Here is an 18,854-nt window from a genome sequence, read left to right as displayed (position 1 = left end):
GTGCGGCAGCGCGCCCGAGCACGCGCCTTGCTCCCCGAACCCCGAGAAGAGGACCGAGCATGACGACCGTCGAAGAGACCGAGACCGCCTGGGAGAACCTGCCGTTCCTGGACATCACCGACCCGGGGTTCGTGTGGGACTCCGCCGAGGTCGCCGAGGCCAGGGAGCGGTCCTGGATCGCGGGCACCCCCCTCGGCCTGCTCGTGCTGCGCTACGCCGAGGCCCACAGCCTGTCCCGTGACCCGCGCCTGGTCTCCGGCTTCCGTGAGGTCGTGGACCTCGTCGGGCCCGCCGAAGGGCTGGTGCGCGAGTTCATGCGCGACTTCATGCAGAGCCTGGAGGGGCCCGACCACCGCCGCCTGCGCGGCCTGGTCACGCACGGGTTCACCTCCCGCCGCATCAACGCCCTCAAGCCGTTCATCCGCGCCACCGCCGAGCGCCTCGCCGAGGACCTCGTGGCCGCCGGGGGCGCGTGCGAGTTCGTGGCCGCCTACGCCGACCCGCTGCCCGCCGCCGTGGTGTGCGAGATGCTCGGCTTCCCGCCGGAGGACCACGCCGTCGTCGGCCGCTGGTGCAAGAACACCAACCTGGTCCTCGCGCTCGGCCCCGACCAGAGCCGCGTCGGTGAGGTCGAGGAGGGCCTCGCGGGCATGTACGGCTACTTCGAGAAGGTCGTACAGAAGCTCAAGGAGAACCCCGGCGACGACCTGTTCTCCGACATCCTGCGCGCCCAGAAGGAGGACGACGCGCTCGACGACCGCGAGCTGCGCACCCTCATCGCGACCCTGCTGGTCGCCGGCTACCAGACCACGAGCCACCAGCTCGGCCACGCCATGGTGGCGTTCTCCCGGCACCCCGAGCAGTGGGCGCTGCTGCGCGAGCGGCCCGAACTAGCGCCCCAGGCCGTCGAGGAGGTGCTGCGCTGGTGCCCGACCACCACCGTGGTCGCCACCAAGGCGGCGGCCGAGACCTTCACCTTCAACGACCTGCTCATCCCGGCCGGGACCCCGGTGTGGCTGTGCGCGCACTCCGCGCAGCGCGACCCCCTGGTGTTCGAGGACGGCGACCGCTTCGACATCACGGTCGAGCGCAAGCAGGGCACCCTGGCCTTCGGCGGCGGCACGCACTTCTGCCTGGGCGCGGCCCTCGCCCGCCTCGAAATGGCCGAAGCGCTCGTGGCGCTGACGGCCCGCCTCGACGCGCCCCAGGTCACCGGGCCGATCACCTGGCGGCCCTCGACCGGCGTGTCCGGGCCCGACGCCCTGCCGCTGCGCTTCGGCGGGGCGTGAGGGGAGGGGCCCCGCGACGCACCACGCCGGGCCCCCGCCCACGAGGTCCGACATCTTCCCGGGAAGGGCAGCACGTTCGACATGACCGATGACGACAGGACGCTCGACTACCTCAAGCGCCTCACCGCCGAGCTGGGCCAGACCCGGGAGCGGCTGCGGGCCGTCCGCGAGGCGGGCCGGGAGCCGATCGCCGTCGTGTCGATGGCCTGCCGCTTCCCCGGCGGCGTGACCTCCCCCGAGGAGCTGTGGCGCCTCGTCGGCTCGGGCACGGACGGCGTCTCCACGCTGCCCACCGACCGGGGCTGGGACACCGAGGGCCTCTACGACCCCGACCCGGACCGGCCGGGCACCACCTACGCGCGCGAGGGCGGCTTCCTCGCCGACGTCACGTCCTTCGACGCGGGCCTGTTCGAGATCAGCCCGCGCGAGGCCCTCCTGATGGACCCGCAGCAGCGGCTGCTGCTCGAAGTCTCCTGGGAGGCCTTCGAGCGCGCCGGGCTCACGCCCGACGCGCTGCGCGGCAGCCGCACCGGGGTCTTCACCGGGATGATGGGCCAGGACTACACCGACCGGAAGCCCGGCACGCTCACCCGGTACGAGGGGCAGCTGGAGACCGGGCGCGCGGCGAGCGTGGCGTCCGGCCGCGTCGCCTACACCTTCGGCCTGGAAGGCCCGGCCGTCACCCTGGACACGGCCTGCTCCTCCTCGCTCGTGGCGCTGCACCTGGCGGTGCAGGCGCTGCGGAACACGGAGTGCGACCTCGCCCTGGCCGGGGGCGTCACGGTGATGTCGAGCCCGGCCACGCTCCTGGAGTTCAGCCGCCAGCGGGTGCTCGCCCCTGACGGCCGGTGCAAGGCCTTCGCCTCCGGCGCCGACGGCACGGGCCTCGCCGAGGGCGTCGGCGTCCTCCTGGTGGAGCGCCTGTCGGACGCGCGGCGGCACGGCCACCCCGTGCTCGCCGTCGTCACCGGCAGCGCCGTCAACCAGGACGGCGCGTCGAACGGACTCACCGCGCCCAACGGCCCGTCCCAGCAGCGGGTCATCCGCGCCGCCCTGGCGGCCGCAGGGCTCACCGGGGCCGACGTCGACGCGGTGGAGGCCCACGGCACCGGCACCACCCTCGGCGACCCCATCGAGGCACAGGCACTCCTCGCCACATACGGCCAACAGCGCGACGAGGAACGGCCGTTGTGGCTGGGGTCCCTGAAGTCGAACATCGGCCACTCCCAGGCCGCCGCGGGCGTCGCGGGCGTCATCAAGACGGTCATGGCGCTGCGCGCGAAGACGCTGCCGCGGACCCTGCACGCCGACGAGCCGAGCCCGCACGTGGACTGGTCCCTGGGCGCCGTACGCCTCCTGACCGAGGCCAGGCCGTGGCCCGGGGGCGACCGGCCGCGGCGGGCGGGCGTGTCCTCGTTCGGCATCAGCGGCACGAACGCCCACGTCATCGTCGAAGAGGCCGAAGCGGCCGAAGAGGCCGCGGACGAGCCCGCACCGGACGCACCGGACACACCGGACGCACCGGATGCAACGGGCGCACCGGACGCCGGGGACGGCGAAGACGCCGGGAGCCCCGCCCCGCCCCCCGTCCCCTGGGTGCTCTCCGCCCGGACCCCCGACGCGCTGCGCGCCCAGGCGGCCCGGCTGCGCGACCACGTGGCGGCCCGCCCCGGCCTGCGCCCGCTCGACGTGGCCTACTCGCTGGCGACCACGCGCGCGGCCCTCGCCCACCGGGCCGTCGTGGTGGGCCGCCGCACCGGGGAACTGCTGCGCGGCGTCACCGCCCTCGCCGCGGGGGAGCCCGGCGCGGACCTGACCGAGTCCGTGGCGCGCGACCTCGGCAAGGCCGTCTTCGTCTTTCCCGGCCAGGGCTCGCAGTGGCCGGGCATGGCCGTGGAGCTGATGGACACCTCCGCCGTCTTCCGCGAGCGGATGCTCGACTGCGCGACCGCGCTGGAACCGTACGTCGACTGGTCGCTGCGCGAGATGGTGTCCGGCACGCCCGACGCCGAGGTCTCCGCCCGCGTCGACGTGGTCCAACCGGTCCTGTGGGCCGTCCTCGTGTCCCTGGCCGAGCTGTGGCGCTCCCACGGCGTGGAGCCCGCCGCCGTGGTGGGGCACTCCCAGGGCGAGATCGCGGCGGCCTGCGTGGCAGGCGCGCTCTCGCTCGACGACGGCGCCCGCGTCGTGGCCCTGCGCTCCCGGCTCATCGCCCGCAAGCTCGCCGGGGCGGGCGGCATGGTCTCGGTCGCGGCCTCGGCCGCCGACGCCCGGGCCCGCCTGGAGCGGTGGGGCGACCGCGTCGCCCTCGCCGCCGTCAACGGCCCCACGTCCGTGGTCGTCTCCGGCGACCCTGCGGCACTCGACGAGCTGATGGCCGACTGCGAGCGCGACGGCGTCCGCACCCGGCGCGTCGCGGTGGACTACGCGTCGCACTCCCCGCAGGTCGAGCTGTTGCGCGCGGACCTGCTCGCCGACCTCGCGACGCTGCGCCCGCGCGCGGGGAAGCTCCCCCTGTACTCCACCGTCACCGGCGACGTCCTGGCGGGCGACGAGCTGACCGCCGACCACTGGTTCCGCAATCTGCGCGGGACCGTGCGGCTCTCCGACGCCGTCGAGCGCCTCGCCGCCACCGGGCACGGGGCGTTCATCGAGTGCAGCCCCCACCCCGTCCTCGCCCTCGGCCTCACCGAGACGCTCGGCGACCTCGGCCAGGACGCCCTCGTCACGGGCACCCTCCAGCGGGACGACGGCGGCCTCGGCCGCTTCCTGCGCTCCCTCGGCGCCGTGCACGCCGGCGGGCGCTCGCCCGACTGGGAGCACCTCTTCGCCGGGACCGGCGCCCGCCGCGTGGACCTGCCGACGTACGCCTTCGACCGGCAGCGCCTCTGGCTCGACGCCGCCCCCGCGACCGGGGACGTCACGGCCGTCGGACTGAGCCCGCTCGCCCACCCGTGGTGGGGCGCGGCCACCGAACTGCCCGACTCCGGCGCCACCTTGCTCACCGGGCGCCTCTCCCGCGACACCGCGCCCTGGCTCGGCGACCACGCGGTCGGCGAGACCGTGCTGCTGCCCGGCACGGCGTTCCTGGAACTGGCCGTCCGCGCCGCCGAGCAGACCGGCTGCGACCGAGTGGCGGAACTGACCCTGCACGCGCCGCTGGTGCTCCCGCGGCGCGGCGGGATCCAGCTGCGCGCCGTCGTCGGCCCCGCCGACGCCCGCGGCGGCCGAGCGCTCACCCTGCACGCACGCCCCGAAGACACCCCGGACGCGCCGTGGACCTGCCACGCCGGCGGCTCCCTCGCCCCCGCCGAACGGCGCGGTGACCGGGCCCCGGAGGCCTGGCCGCCGCCCGGCGCCGCACCCGTGGCGGTCGAGCGGGCCTACGCCGACCTCGCGGACCTCTCCCTGCACTACGGCCCGGCGTTCCAGGGCCTGCGGGCCGCCTGGCGCCTCGGGGACGAGCTGTTCGCCGAGGTCGCGCTCGCCGACGACGCGGACCCGGAGGGCTTCGCGGTCCACCCGGCGCTGCTCGACGCCGCGCTGCACGCGGTGGCCCTCGACGACACCGGGGCACGCGCGGACACGGGCCCGCGCCTGCCGTTCTCCTGGTCCGGGGTCGAGGTCCACGCGGTCGCCGCCACCCGGCTTCGCGTGCGGATCAGCCGGCTGGGCCCGGACGCCGTCGCCCTGGAGGCGGCCGACGTCACCGGCGCCCCCGTCGTGTCCGTGGCGGAACTGGCCGTACGGCCCGTGCCCCTGGACGAGCTGCGCCCGGCCGCGGGGGACCCGGCGGACGCGCTGTTCGCCGTGGGCTGGACCCCGGCACCGGCCACCGCGTCGGCGCCGCCCGGGTCGTGGGCGGTCCTCGACGGCCTCGACGCGCTCGCCCCGGCCCTGGAAGCCACCGGCGCGGCCGTGCTCAGGGCGGCGGACCTCACGGCCGTGACCGGCTCGGACGGCATCCCGGACGTGGTGCTCGCCCCGCTGCGGCCCCGCACCGGCGACCTGCCCACGGCCACCCGGGAGACCGTCGGCGCGACCCTGACGCTCCTTCAGGAGTGGCTCGGCGACGACCGGTTCGCCTCCGCCCGGCTTGTCCTGGTGAGCAGGGGAGCCGTCGCCGCGTCCGACGACGAGGCGGCCGACCCCGCCCTCGCGGCGGCCTGGGGCCTGGCGCGCTCGGCGCAGGCCGAGCACCCGGACCGGCTCGTCCTCGTCGACTGGGACGGCCGGGAGCCGTCGGCCGAGGCGCTGCCCGCCGCCCTGTGCGGCGACGAGCCGCACCTGGCCCTGCGGGCGGGGGAGGCGTTCGTCCCCAGGCTCCGCAGGGTGCCCGCGGACCCGCCCGGCCCCGAGGCGCCCGGCGGCTTCGACGGCCACGGCACGGTCCTGGTCACCGGCGCATCGGGCGTACTGGGCCGGGTCCTGGCGCAGCACCTCGTCGCCGCGCACGGCGTACGGCATCTGCTCCTGGTGAGCCGCCGCGGCGCCGCCGCGCCCGAGGCCGCCGAACTGACCGCGCGGCTCACGGAGTCGGGCGCCTGTGTGCGCTGGGCCGCCTGCGACCTCGCCGACCGCGCGGCCCTCGCCGCCGTCCTCGCCGGCGTACCGGACGACCAACCCCTGCGCGGCGTCGTCCACGCGGGCGGCGTACTCGACGACGGCGTGGTCTCGTCCCTGACGGCGCCGCGGCTCGACACCGTGTTCCGGCCCAAGGTCGACGCGGTGGTCCACCTGCACGAACTGACCGAGGACGCGGACCTGTCGGCGTTCGTCGTGTGCTCGTCGGCGGCCGGTACGTTCGCCACCGCGGGCCAGGGCGGCTACGCGGCCGCCAACGCCTTCCTCGACGCGTTCGCCCGCGCGCGGCGGGCGAAGGGCCTACCCGCGCTCTCCCTCGCCTGGGGCCTGTGGGAGCGGACCAGCGCCATGACGGCCCGCATGTCGGACACCGACCGCGACCGGATGCGCCGCTCCGGCGTCACGGGCCTGACCGCCGAGGACGGCGTCGCCCTGTTCGACGCGGGCCTCGCCGCCCAGCTCCCCGTCGTCGTCCCCACCCGCCTCGACCTGTCCGCCGTCCGCGCCCGGGCCGCCACCGACGGCGTGCCCGCGCTGCTGCGCGGCCTGGTGCGGCCACCGGCCCGGCGCGCCGCCACCGGCACCGGCGACGACTCCGCCCTGGCGCGCGACCTCGCCACGCTCGCGCCGGGGGACCGGGCCGCGAAGGTCGTCGACGCCGTCCGCGCCCAGGTCGCGGCCGTCCTCGGCTACGCGGGCCCCGCCGCCGTCGAGCCGGGGCTCGCCTTCAAGGAACTGGGCTTCGACTCGCTCACCGCGGTCGAGCTGCGCAACCGCCTCAGCCGGGTGACGGGCCTGCGCCTGCCCGCCACGCTCGTCTTCGACCGGCCGACCCCGCAGGCCCTCGCCGAGCACCTCCTCGACCGGCTGAGCGGGCGACAGGCGCCGGTACGGACACCGGCGCGCGGCCCGGCCGCGGCCGGGGCCGACGAGCCGATCGCCGTCGTCGGCATGGCCTGCCGGTTCCCGGGGGGCGTCGCATCGCCGGAGGACCTGTGGCACCTCCTGGACCGGGGCGGCGACGCCATCTCCGCCTTCCCCACCGACCGCGGCTGGGACCCCGGCTCCACCCCGCACACCGCGGAGGGCGGATTCCTGCGCGACGCAGCGGGCTTCGACCCCGAGTTCTTCGGCATCAGCCCGCGCGAGGCGGTGGCGATGGACCCGCAGCAGCGCCTCCTCCTGGAGGTCTCCTGGGAGGCCCTGGAGCGCGCGGGGCTCGACCCCGCCGCCCTCAAGGGCAGCCGCACCGGCGTGTTCGCGGGCCTGATGTACCACGACTACACGAGCAGGCACGCGGGCGTCCCGGACGACGCGGGCGGCTACCTCGGCACGGGCGGGTCCGGCAGCGTCGCCACCGGCCGGATCGCGTACACCTTCGGCTTCGAGGGCCCGGCCGTCACGGTGGACACGGCCTGCTCGTCGTCCCTCGTGGCGCTGCACCTGGCCGTGCAGGCGGTGCGCGGCGGCGACTGCGACCGCGCCCTCGCGGGCGGGGTCACCGTGATGTGCACACCGCACGCCTTCACCGAGTTCAGCAGGCAGGGCGCGCTCGCCGCCGACGCCCGCTGCAAGCCGTTCGCGGCCGCCGCCGACGGCACGGTGTGGGGCGAGGGCGCCGGTGTCCTCCTCGTCGAGCGCCTGTCGGACGCGGTCCGCGCCGGGCGCCGCGTCCTCGCGGTGGTCCGCGGCTCCGCCGTCAACCAGGACGGCGCGAGCAACGGCCTGACCGCGCCGAACGGCCCCTCCCAGGAGCGCGTGATCCGCCAGGCCCTGGCCGCCGCCCGGCTCGCGCCCGCCGACGTGGACGCCGTCGAGGCGCACGGCACCGGCACCACCCTCGGCGACCCGATCGAGGCCCAGGCGCTCCTCGCGACGTACGGCCAACAGCGGCCCGAGGACCGGCCGCTGTGGCTCGGGTCTGTCAAGTCGAACCTGGGGCACCCGCAGGCGGCCGCGGGCGTCGCCGGGGTCATCAAGATGGTCATGGCGCTGCGGCGGGGCGTGCTGCCCCGCACCCTGCACGTGGACGCGCCGTCCCCGCACGTCGACTGGTCGTCGGGCGCCGTGGAACTCCTCGCCGATGCCCGCCCCTGGCCCGACGCGGGCCGCCCGCGCCGGGCCGGGGTCTCCTCGTTCGGCATCAGCGGCACCAACGCGCACGTCGTACTGGAGCAGGCACCCCCGGAGGCGGACGGCGACGGCGGACCCGCCGCGCCTCCCGCGGGCCCCGTCCCGCTGGCCGTGTCCGCCCGCAGCGAGCCCGCGCTGCGCGCCCAGGCGGCCCGGCTGCGCGAGCGCCTCGCCGCCGATCCCGCGCTCGACGCCGTCGACGTGGCGCACTCCCTGCTGACGACCCGGGCCGCCCACGCCCACCGGGCCGTCGTCCTCGGCGGCGACCGGGACGCACTCCTCGCGGGCCTCGCCGCCGTGGCGGAGGGCCGCGAGACGCCCGGCGCCGTCGAGGGGCACGCCGGTGACCCGGGCAGGACGGTGTTCGTCTTCCCCGGCCAGGGCGCGCAGTGGCCGGGCATGGCCGCAGCACTGTGGGAGAGCGCGCCGGTCTTCCGCGAGCGCCTGACCGCGTGCGCCGACGCGCTCGCCCCGTACACCGACTGGTCCCTCGTGGACGTCGTACGCGGCACGCCGTCCGGGGTCGACCCGGACCGCGTCGACGTGGTCCAGCCCGCGCTGTGGGCGGTCATGGTGTCCCTCGCCGCGCTGTGGCGCTCCTACGGCGTGGAACCCGCCGCCGTGGTGGGCCACTCCCAGGGCGAGATCGCCGCCGCCTGCGTCGCGGGCGGCCTCTGTCTCGACGACGGGGCGCGCGTGGTCGCCCTGCGCAGCCGCGCCCTGACCGCCGTCGCCGGGCGCGGCGGCATGGTCTCCCTCGCCCTGTCCGCCGCCGAGGCCGAGAAGCTCGTCGCCGCGGGCGACGGCCGCCTCGCGCTCGCGGCGGTCAACGGCCCCGCGTCGGTGGTGGTCTCCGGCGACACGGCCGCCGTGGACGACCTCCTCGCCCACTGCGCGGAGACCGGAGCCTGGGCACGCCGGATCCCCGTGGACTACGCCTCGCACTCGCCCCACGTCGAGGCGGTGCGCGAGCGGATCGCCCGCGACCTGGCCGGGCTTCGCCCGCGCACGGGCGACGTCGCCTTCTTCTCCACGGTGACCGGGGACTTCCACGACACCGCCGGGCTCGACGGCGCCTACTGGTACCGCAATCTGCGCGAGCCGGTGCGGTTCGAGCCGGCCGTGCGGGAGCTGTTCGCCCGCGGCCACGGCGCCTTCGTCGAGACGAGCCCCCACCCCATGCTCACCGTGGGCGTGGCCGAGACCCTGGCGGAGCAGCCCGGGCGGACGGGCGTGGCCGTGGGCTCCCTGCGGCGCGAACAGGGCGGCCTCGAGCGCTTCTCGGCCTCCGTCGCCGAGGCGTACACCCGCGGCGTCGCCGTCGACTGGGCGGCCGCGTGGGCGGGCCGCGCGCCGCGTGCCGTGGACCTGCCGACGTACGCGTTCCAGCGGCGCCGGTTCTGGCTGGACACGCCCGCGGGCTCCGGCGACGTCACTGCGGCGGGCCTGGGCAGCGCCGAGCACCCGTTGCTCGGCGCCCGCGTCGAACTCGCGGGCTCGGCGGAGACCGTCCTCACCGCGCGCTGGTCCCTGGACACCCACCCGTGGCTCGCCGACCACGCCCTCGGCGACACCGTGGTCGTGCCGGGCACCGCCTTCCTCGAACTGGCCGCCCTGGCCGGGTCGGGGACCGGCTGCCCGCACATCGCCGAACTCCTCCAGGAGGCCCCGTTGGTCCTCGGCGAACGCGGCGCGGCACGGATCCAGGTCAGGGTCGAGGCCCCCGACGACGACGGCACGCGGGCCCTCGGCGTGTACGCGCGCCCCGAGGACGCGCCTGCGGACGCCCCCTGGACGCGCCACGCCCGCGGCGTGCTCACCGAGGAGACCGCCGAGGCCACGGCCGCCCTCGACGGCGCCTGGCCGCCCCCGGGAGCCGTGCCCGTCGACCTCACGGAGTTCTACGACCGGATGGACGACGTCGGCCTCTCGTACGGGCCCGCGTTCCGCGGCCTGCACACCGCCTGGCGCCTGGGCGACGAGATCCTCGCCGAGGCGGCCCTGCCCGCCGACGACCACGCCGGGGCGGACCGCTACCGCGCCCATCCGGCGCTCCTCGACGCGGGCCTCCACGCCTGCCTGCTGCGCACCCCGGACACCGGCGCGGCCATGCCGTTCGCCTGGAACGACGTGGACGTGCACGGGCCGTGCGGACCCGCCGTGCGCGTACGCGTCTCGCCCGGCGCGGCCCAGGACGTGTCCGTCCTGGTGACGGACGCCGAGGGCACGCCCGCGGTGACCGTGCGGTCCCTGGCCGCGCGCCCCGTCCCGGCCGAGCAGCTGCGGGCCGCGGGCGGCGCGGGCGACTCGCTGTACCGGCTTGCGTGGGTGGAGGCGCCCGCCCCTGCGCCCGCCGCACCCGGCACGTGGGCCGTGCTCGGCGACGAGGCCCTACATCTACCGGCCGGAGGCGGGCAGTTCGCGGACCTGGCCGCGTACCGCACGGCGATCGAAGCCGGCGCGTCCGTCCCCGACGTGGTGCTCGCGCCCCTGGGCGCGGACGCCGGGCCGGACGACGCCACCCGGGCCCGCGCCCTGACCTGCCGGGCCCTCGACCTGCTGCGCGGCTGGCTCGCCGAGGACACGGCAGGGGAGCGGGCCGTCGCCGAAGGCCCGTCCGGCGCGCGGGCCGAGCGGGGCTCCGCGGCCCGGCTCGTCCTCGTCACGCGCGGAGCCCAGGCCGCGCCCGACGACGCGGGCCCGGTGGACCCCGCCGCCGCGGCCGTCTGGGGCCTGGTGCGCGCGGCCCAGGCGGAGCACCCCGGCCGGTTCGTGCTCCTGGACCTGGACGACGACCCCGCGTCCACCGCCGCCCTCGCCGCCGCCGTGGCCACGGATGAGCCCCAACTGGCGCTGCGCGCGGGCCATGTCCTCGTACCCCGGATCGAACGCGCCCCCGCCGCGCACGGCGGCGACGCCCCCTGGGGCGCCGGCGGCACCGTGCTCGTGACCGGCGCGTCCGGCACCCTGGGCCGCGCCGTCGCCCGGCACCTCGTCACCGCGCACGGCGTGCGGCACCTGCTCCTGGTGAGCCGTCGCGGCGGCGATGCCGACGGGGCCGTGCCGCTCACCGCCGAACTGGCCGCCCACGGCGCCCAGGTGACCTGGGCGGCCTGCGACGTCGCCGACCGGGACGCGCTCGCCGCGGTACTCGGCGCGGGGCCCGCGACGCACCCCCTGACCGCCGTCGTGCACGCGGCGGGCGTCCTGGACGACGGCGTGCTCCCGGCGCTGACCCCGGAGCGCGTCGACCGGGTGTTCCGGCCCAAGGCGGACGCCGCGCTCCACCTCGACGAGCTGACCCGGGCGGCGGGGCCCGCCGCGCTCGTCCTGTTCTCCTCCGCCGCCGCCACTCTGGGCAGCGCGGGCCAGGGCAACTACGCGGCGGCCAACGCCTTCCTCGACGCCCTCGTCCTGCGCCGCCGCCACCAGGGCCTGCCCGCCTGGTCGCTCGGCTGGGGCCTGTGGGCCGACACCAGCGCCATGACGGCCGGGCTCGACCGGGCCGACCGGGCCCGGATGGCGCGCTCGGGCCTGCGGGAGCTGACCACCGACGAGGGCCTGGCCCTCCTCGACGCGGCCCTGGCAGGACCCGACCCGCTGCCGCTGCCCATGCGGCTCGACACGGCCGTGCTGCGGGCCCGCGGCGAGGCCCTGCCGCAGGTCCTGCGCGGCCTCGTCCGGGCCCGGCGCGGCGCGCCCCGGGCCGCGGGGGCCGCGGCACTGCGCCGCCGCCTGGCCGCGCTGCCCCCGGCGGAGCGCGACCTGCACCTGCTCGACCTGGTGCGGGCGGAGACCGCCACCGTACTCGGCCACCCGTCGCCGGATGCGGTGGGGCGCGACCGCGCCTTCAAGGACCTCGGCTTCGACTCGCTGACCGCCGTGGAGCTGCGCAACCGGCTCACCGCCGCGACCGGCCTGCGCCTGCCCGCCACGCTCGTCTTCGACCACCCCACGCCCGCCGCGCTCGCCGCCCGCCTCGCCGCGGACCTCGCGCCGCGGGACGAGGCCGACGACGCCCGGCGCGACACCGAGGCCACGGTGCGCGCGGCCCTCACGGCGATCCCCCTGCCCCGGCTCCGGGACGCGGGCCTCCTCGAAGCGCTCCTGGAACTCGCGGGCCGCCCGGCCGCACAGGAGCCACCACCGCCGGACGGGGACGAGCCCGGCTCGATCGACCACCTGGACCCGGAGGGGCTGCTCGCCATGGCCCTCGACAACGGAGCGCACGCGGACACGGAGGACCACGATGCCCCCTGGTGACGAGAGGTTCGTCGAGGCGCTGCGGGCCTCCCTCAAAGAGGTCGAGACGCTGCGCGCCCGGAACCGCGAACTGACCGCGGCGGCCCGGGAGCCCATCGCCGTCGTGGCGATGGGCTGCCGCTACCCGGGCGGCGTCCGGTCCCCCGAGGACCTGTGGCGCCTGGTGGAGAGCGGCACCGACGCGATGTCGCCCTTCCCCGCCGACCGGGGCTGGGACCCCGACGCGCTGTACGACCCCGACCCCGACCGGCCGGGCCGTACGTACACCCTCGAAGGCGGCTTCGTCGACGGCGCGGGGGACTTCGACGCCGACCTGTTCGGGATCAGCCCGCGCGAGGCCGCAGCCATGGACCCGCAGCAGCGCCTCCTCCTGGAGACCGCGTGGGAGACCTTCGAGCGGGCGGGCGTGAACCCGGCGGCGCTGCGCGGCGAGCCCGTCGGGACCTTCGTCGGCTCGGTCCTCATGACCGTCGGCAACGCCGCCCCCGCGACCGAGGGCAGCGAGGGGCACCAGGTCACGGGCGGCGCCGCCAGCGTCCTGTCCGGGCGCCTGGCGTACACCTTCGGCCTCGAAGGCCCCGCGATGACCGTGGACACCGCGTGCTCGGCCTCGCTCGCGGCCGTCCACCTGGCTGCGCAGTCGCTGCGCCAGCGCGAGTGCCACCTGGCCCTGGCCGGGGGCGCCGCCGTGATGACAACGCCGGGCATCTTCGTGGAGTTCAGCAGGCAGCGGGGGCTCGCGCCCGACGGCCGGTGCAAGGCGTTCGCGGCGGCGGCCGACGGGACCGGCTGGGGCGAGGGTGTGGGCCTCGTCCTGCTGGAGCGGTTGTCGGACGCGCGGCGCAACGGTCACCCGGTCCTGGCTGTCGTACGCGGTTCCGCCGTGAACCAGGACGGCGCCTCCAACGGCCTGACCGCGCCCAACGGCCCCTCCCAGCAACGCGTCATCCGGGCCGCCCTCGCCAACGCCCGCCTCTCGGCCGACTTCGTGGACGCCGTGGAGGCGCACGGCACCGGCACCACCCTCGGCGACCCCATCGAGGCCCAGTCCCTCATCGCCACCTACGGGCAGGAGCGCGAGGACGGGCGGCCCCTGTGGCTGGGGTCCGTCAAGTCGAACCTGGGCCACACCCAGGGCGCGGCGGGCATCGCCGGGCTGATCAAGACGGTCATGGCCCTGCGGCACGGCGTCCTGCCCAGGACCCTGCACGTCGACGAGCCGACCCCGCACGTCGACTGGTCGTCGGGCACGGTACGGCTGCTCACCGAGAACCGCCCCTGGCCCGAGACCGGGCGCCCGCGCCGCGCGGGCGTCTCCTCCTTCGGCATCAGCGGCACCAACGCGCACGTCATCCTGGAACAGGCACCCGACGACGCCGCCGCACCGGAGCCCACGCCGACCGAGTCCCCCGAGGCCACCGCGGCCACGGCCCCCGGCGGACGCGTACCGCTGGTGGTCTCGGCCCGGGGCGAGCAGGCCCTGCGCGACCAGGCCGGGCGCCTCGCCGCGCACGTCCGCGACCGGCCCGGCATCCGGCCCGCGGACGCCGGCCTGACCCTGGCGACCGCCCGCGCCGCCCTCGACCAGCGGGCCGTGGTGTGGGCAGCCGACCACGACGAACTGCTCGCCGGGCTCACCGCGCTGGCCGGCGACCGGCCCGCCCCGGGCCTGGTCCGGGGCACCGCCGCCGACGGCGGCCTCGCGTTCCTCTTCGCCGGGCAGGGCAGCCAGCGCCCGGGCATGGGCCGCGAACTGGCCGCCGCTTTCCCGGAGTTCGCCCAGGCGCTCGACACCGTGGCCGAGCACCTGGACCCGCACCTCGAACGGCCGCTGCGGGACGTCCTGTGGGCCGCCGCCGACGCACCGACGGCCGCGCTCCTCGCCCAGACCGCGTACACCCAGCCCGCCCTCTTTGCGTACGAGGTGGCGCTCCACCGGCTGCTCACGCACTGGGGGCTCACCCCCGGCCTGCTGCTCGGCCACTCCGTCGGCGAGCTGGCCGCCGCGCACGTCGCGGGCGTCCTCTCCCTGGAGGACGCCTGCGCCCTCGTCGCCGCGCGCGGCCGGCTGATGCAGGACGTGCCCGGCACCGGCGCGATGGTCGCGGTCCGGGCCACCGAGGCGGAGATCGAGCCGTGGCTCGCCGACCACGCCGACGACGTCGCCCTCGCCGCCGTCAACGGGCCGTCGTCGGTCGTCGTGTCCGGCGCCGAGAGCGCCGTGCTCGCCATCGCCGGGCACTTCGCGGACGAGGGCCGCAGAACGCGGCGGCTGCGCGTCAGCCACGCCTTCCACTCGCCCCAGATGGCCGCGATGCTCGACGAGTTCGGCCGCATCGCGCGGAAGCTGACCTACCACCCGCCGGCCGTCCCGATCGTCTCGGACGTCACCGGCGACCTCGCGGGCGCCGACCAGCTCTGCTCGCCCGCGTACTGGGTGCGCCACGCCCAGGCCACCGTGCGCTTCCACGACGGGATGCGCCGGCTCGTGGCGGCCGGCGTCCGCACCTTCGTGGAGGTGGGCCCCTCCGGGACGCTCACCGCCATGGCCCAGGACTGCCTCGCCGGAGAACCGGAGGGGGCCGGCGCCGTGGTGGTCCCGGCGGCGCGCTCCGGCAGGCCCGAGGCCGACACCGCGCTCACGGCGCTCTCCACGGCCTTCGTCCACGGCGCCGGTGCCGACTGGACCCGGTTCCTCACCGGGGCCCGCGCGGTGGACCTGCCGACCTACCCCTTCCAGCGCCGAAGCTTCCCCTGGACCGGGTCCCGCGCCGGCGCAGACGTGCGGGCCGCCGGGCTCGCCGGATTCGAACACCCGCTGCTCGGCGCCTCCTTGGAGCTGGCCGACGCCCAAGGCCTCGTCCTGACCGGCACGCTGTCCCGGCGCACGGAGCCCTGGCTCGCGGACCACGTCATGCTGGGCTCCGTGCTCGTCCCGGGCACCGCCGTCGTGGAGATGGCCCTCCGCGCCGGCGCCGAGGCCGGCTGCCACCGCCTGGCGGAGCTGACGCAGGAGGCCCCGCTGGTCCTGCCCGAGCGGGGCGCCGTCCACCTCCAGGTGCGCGTCGGCGCGGAGGGCGAGCGGGGCAGGCGCGCGCTCGGCGTGTACTCACGGGCCGAGGACGCCGCGCCGGACGAACCCTGGGTGTGCCACGCGCGCGGCGACCTCGCCCCCGACGCCGCCCCCGTGCCGCCCGGGACGGGACCGGCCTGGCCGCCCGCCGGGGCCGAACCCGTCGCGCTCGACGGCTTCTACGACGGCCTGGCCGACGCGGGCTTCGCGTACGGCCCCGCCTTCCGCGGCCTCGCGCGGGCCTGGCGGAAGGACGAAGACCTGTACGCGGAGATCGCGCTCCCCGTCGGCCCGCGGTCCGCCACGGGCGGGTACGGCCTCCACCCGGCCCGGCTCGACGCCGCCCTCCACGCGGCGCTCCTCGGCGACGGCGCGGCGGGGCACGAGGGCCGCGTCCGGGTGCCGTTCTCCTGGCGGGAGGTGTCCTTCCACGGCCCCGGCACCCCGACCCTGCGGGCGCGCCTGACCCCCGCCGGCGCGGACGCGGTGAGCCTGTCCCTGTGGGACGAGCGGGGTGCTCCGGTGGCGTCGGTCGGCGCGCTGGTCACCCGGACCGTCTCCGCCGAGCAGCTGCGCGCGACCCGCACCCACGACACCCTCTTCCACGTCGACTGGCTGGAGGCGCCCGCCGCCACGGCCGAACCGGCCCCGCACTGCGTCGTCCTGGGCGACGCCCGCCTCGCCGCGGACCTCGGCGTGCCCGTCCACGCCGGCGCCGACGCGCTGCTCGCCGCGCTCGACTCCGGCGCGCCGGCCCCGGACCTGGTGCTCCTGCCGGGCCACGGCCGGACCGCCGGTGCCGGTGAGGACCCCGCGGGCGCCGCCCGCGCCCTCGCCTCGTCCGTCCTCGCCGTGCTCCGCACATGGACGGCCGAACCCCGCCTCGCGTCCGCCCGCCTCGCCGTGGTGACCCGCGGCGCCGTGGCGGCCGCACCCGACGAGCGGATCACCGACCTGGCCGCCGCCGCGCTCGGGGGCCTGCTGCGCTCCGCGCGGTCGGAGCACCCGGGACGGTTCGCCCTCGCGGACTTGGACGCGGACCCCGCGTCGGCCGCCGCGCTGCGCGCCGCGCTCGCCGGGGACGAGCCCCACATCGCCCTCCGGGCGGGCAGGACCCTGGTGCCGCGCCTCGCGCGCGGCCTGCCGGCCGGCGCCCTCGTGCCCCCGGCCGGCGTACGGGAGTGGCGCGTCGACCTCACCGACGGCGGCGCGGCCGACGGCCTGGCCCTCGCCCCGAGCCCGGAGGCCGCGGCCCCCCTCGCGCCCGGCCAGGTGCGGGTCGCGGTGCGCGCGGCCGGGCTCAACTTCCGCGACGTCGTCATGGCCCTGGGCATGGTCGCCGACCAGCGGGCCCTGGGCGGCGAGATCGCGGGCGTCGTCAGCGAAGCGGGCCCCGGCGTCACGGGCCTCGCCCCCGGCGACGCGGTGTTCGGCCTCGCCACCGGCTGCCTCGGGCCCGTGGCGGTCGCCGACCACCGCCTGCTCGCCCGGATGCCCCGCGGCTGGTCCTTCACCGAGGCCGCGTCCGTGCCCGTCGCCTTCCTCACCGCGTACGAGGGCCTGGTGGACCTGGCCGACGTACGGCCGGGGGAGAAGGTGCTCGTGCACGCCGCGGCGGGCGGCGTCGGCATGGCCGCCGTGCAACTCGCCCGGCACCTCGGGGCCGAGGTGTACGCCACGGCGAGCCCCGCCAAATGGGACGCCGTACGCGCCCTCGGCGTCGACGACGCCCACCTGGCCTCGTCCCGCACCGACGCGTTCGAGGCACGCTTCGCCGCGACGAGCGGCGGCGGCGTGGACGTCGTCCTGAACTCCCTGGCGCGCGACCTCCTCGACGCGTCGCTGCGCCTGGTGCGGCCCGGCGGCCGGTTCGTCGAGATGGGCAAGACCGACGTCCGCGACCCCGCCGAGGTGGCGGACCGCCACGCGGGCGTCACCTACCGCGCGTTCGACCTGATGGACGCCGGGATCGAGCGGGTCGGCGCGATGCTCGCCGAGGTCGTGGAGCTGTTCGAGGACGGCAGCCTGCGCCGTCCCCCGGTGACCACCTGGGACGTACGGCAGGCGCCCGCGGCCTTCCGCTTCCTCGCCCAGGCCCGGCACGTGGGCAAGATCGTCCTCACCGTGCCCGCCGCGTGGGACCCCGAGGGCACCGTCCTGGTCACCGGCGCGTCCGGCGCGCTCGGCGGCGAGGTGGCCCGCCACCTGGTCCGCGCCCACGGCGTACGGCACCTGCTGCTCGCCAGCCGCAAGGGAGCCGAGGCGGACGGCATGGCGGACCTCGTGGCCGAGCTGACCGGCCTGGCCGCTGCGGGCGCGACGACCGTGCGGGCCGTCGCGTGCGACGTGGCCGACCGGGACGCGGTGGCGCGGCTGCTCGCCACGGTGCCGGAGGCGCATCCGCTGACCGCCGTGGTGCACGCCGCCGGGGTGGTGGACGACGGCGTCCTGGAGTCGCTGACGCCCGAGCGGATGGGCACGGTGTTCGCGCCCAAGGCCGACGGCGCCTGGCACCTGCACGAGCTGACGCGCGACGAGGACCTGGCCGCGTTCGTCGTGTTCTCCTCCGCGGCGGCCACCGTCGGCGCCCGCGGCCAGGCCAACTACGCCGCCGCCAACGCCTTCCTCGACGCCCTCGCCCGGCACCGCCACGACATGGGCCTGCCGGGGACCTCCCTGGCCTGGGGCCCCTGGGCCGGCGGCGGCATGGCGGCGGCGCTGGGGCAGGCGGACCGCGACCGCGTGGGCCGCTCCGGCGTCGGCGCCCTGTCCGCCGAGGACGGCCTCGCGCTGCTCGACCTGGCGCTCGCCGCAGGGCCCGCGGACCTCGTGCCGGTGCGCCTCGACACGGCGGCCCTGGGCGCGGCCGCCGCGGCCGGAGACCTGCCCGCACCGCTGCGCGCCCTGGTCAGGGCCCCCGCCGTGACGGCGGGCCCCGGCACCGGGGACGCGCTGCGGGAGCGCCTCGGCCCGCTCGCGCCCGACGAGCGGAGCGCGGCCGTGCTCGACCTGGTGCGCGGTCAGATCGCCCTGGTCCTCGGGCACCTGACGCCCGGGAGCGTGGCTCCGCAGCGCCCCTTCCAGGACCTCGGGTTCGACTCGCTCACCGCCGTGGAGCTGCGCAACCGCCTGGGCGCCGCCACCGGCCTGACCCTGCCCACCACGCTCGTCTTCGACCACCCGACCCCGGCGGCCCTGAGCGAGCACATCGAGGCCGAGCTGCTGCCGGGCCTCGGCTCGCGCGCCGACTCCTTCCTGTCCCGGCTCGACGACTTGGCCGCCTCCTTCGACGGCGACGGGCTCGACGACCTCGACGACGACGAGCGGGAGCGGGTCGCGGCACGGCTGCGGGCACTGGCCCGGCGGTGGGGCGAGAACACGCGCGGCCGGGCCGAGGAGCCCGGACGTACGGCTGTCGCGGACGAGTTGGACCTGGCGAGCGACGACGAGGTCATCGACTTCATCAGCAACGAACTCGGCATCTCCTGACGGCGGGCGCGGCCCGGCGACGG

2 protein-coding genes and 2 pseudogenes are annotated in these 18,854 nt (G+C 77.6%); all 4 read left to right on the top strand.

Translation table 11 applies throughout. From position 1 onward, the window contains the following. Positions 1-59: 59 nt before the first annotated feature. On the top strand, positions 60-1,289 hold the full coding sequence (locus tag AC07GB_RS15395; protein WP_478845475.1) for a cytochrome P450: 1,230 nt from the start codon (positions 60-62) through the stop codon (positions 1,287-1,289). 195 nt (positions 1,290-1,484) lie between these two features. Beyond that, complete coding sequence (locus AC07GB_RS15390) at positions 1,485-12,269, top strand: type I polyketide synthase (protein ID WP_478845670.1); 10,785 nt, start codon at positions 1,485-1,487, stop codon at positions 12,267-12,269. Further along, positions 12,256-12,312 (top strand): annotated as a pseudogene (locus AC07GB_RS15385) (hypothetical protein); the annotation flags it as partial. The gene AC07GB_RS15390 and the pseudogene AC07GB_RS15385, both read left to right, overlap by 14 nt. Continuing rightward, positions 12,295-18,831 (top strand): annotated as a pseudogene (locus AC07GB_RS15380) (type I polyketide synthase); the annotation flags it as partial. The pseudogenes AC07GB_RS15385 and AC07GB_RS15380, both read left to right, overlap by 18 nt. Between the last annotated feature and the right edge of the window lie 23 nt (positions 18,832-18,854).

Source organism: Streptomyces sp. NPDC045778 (assembly GCF_056431945.1).
This window is presented reverse-complemented; position numbering and strand designations above follow the sequence as displayed.

What these genes read in the sequence shown, in the direction of transcription:
- AC07GB_RS15395 (WP_478845475.1), top strand. Translation starts at nt 60, where the DNA reads ATGACGACCGTCGAAGAGACCGAGACCGCCTGGGAGAACCTGCCGTTC.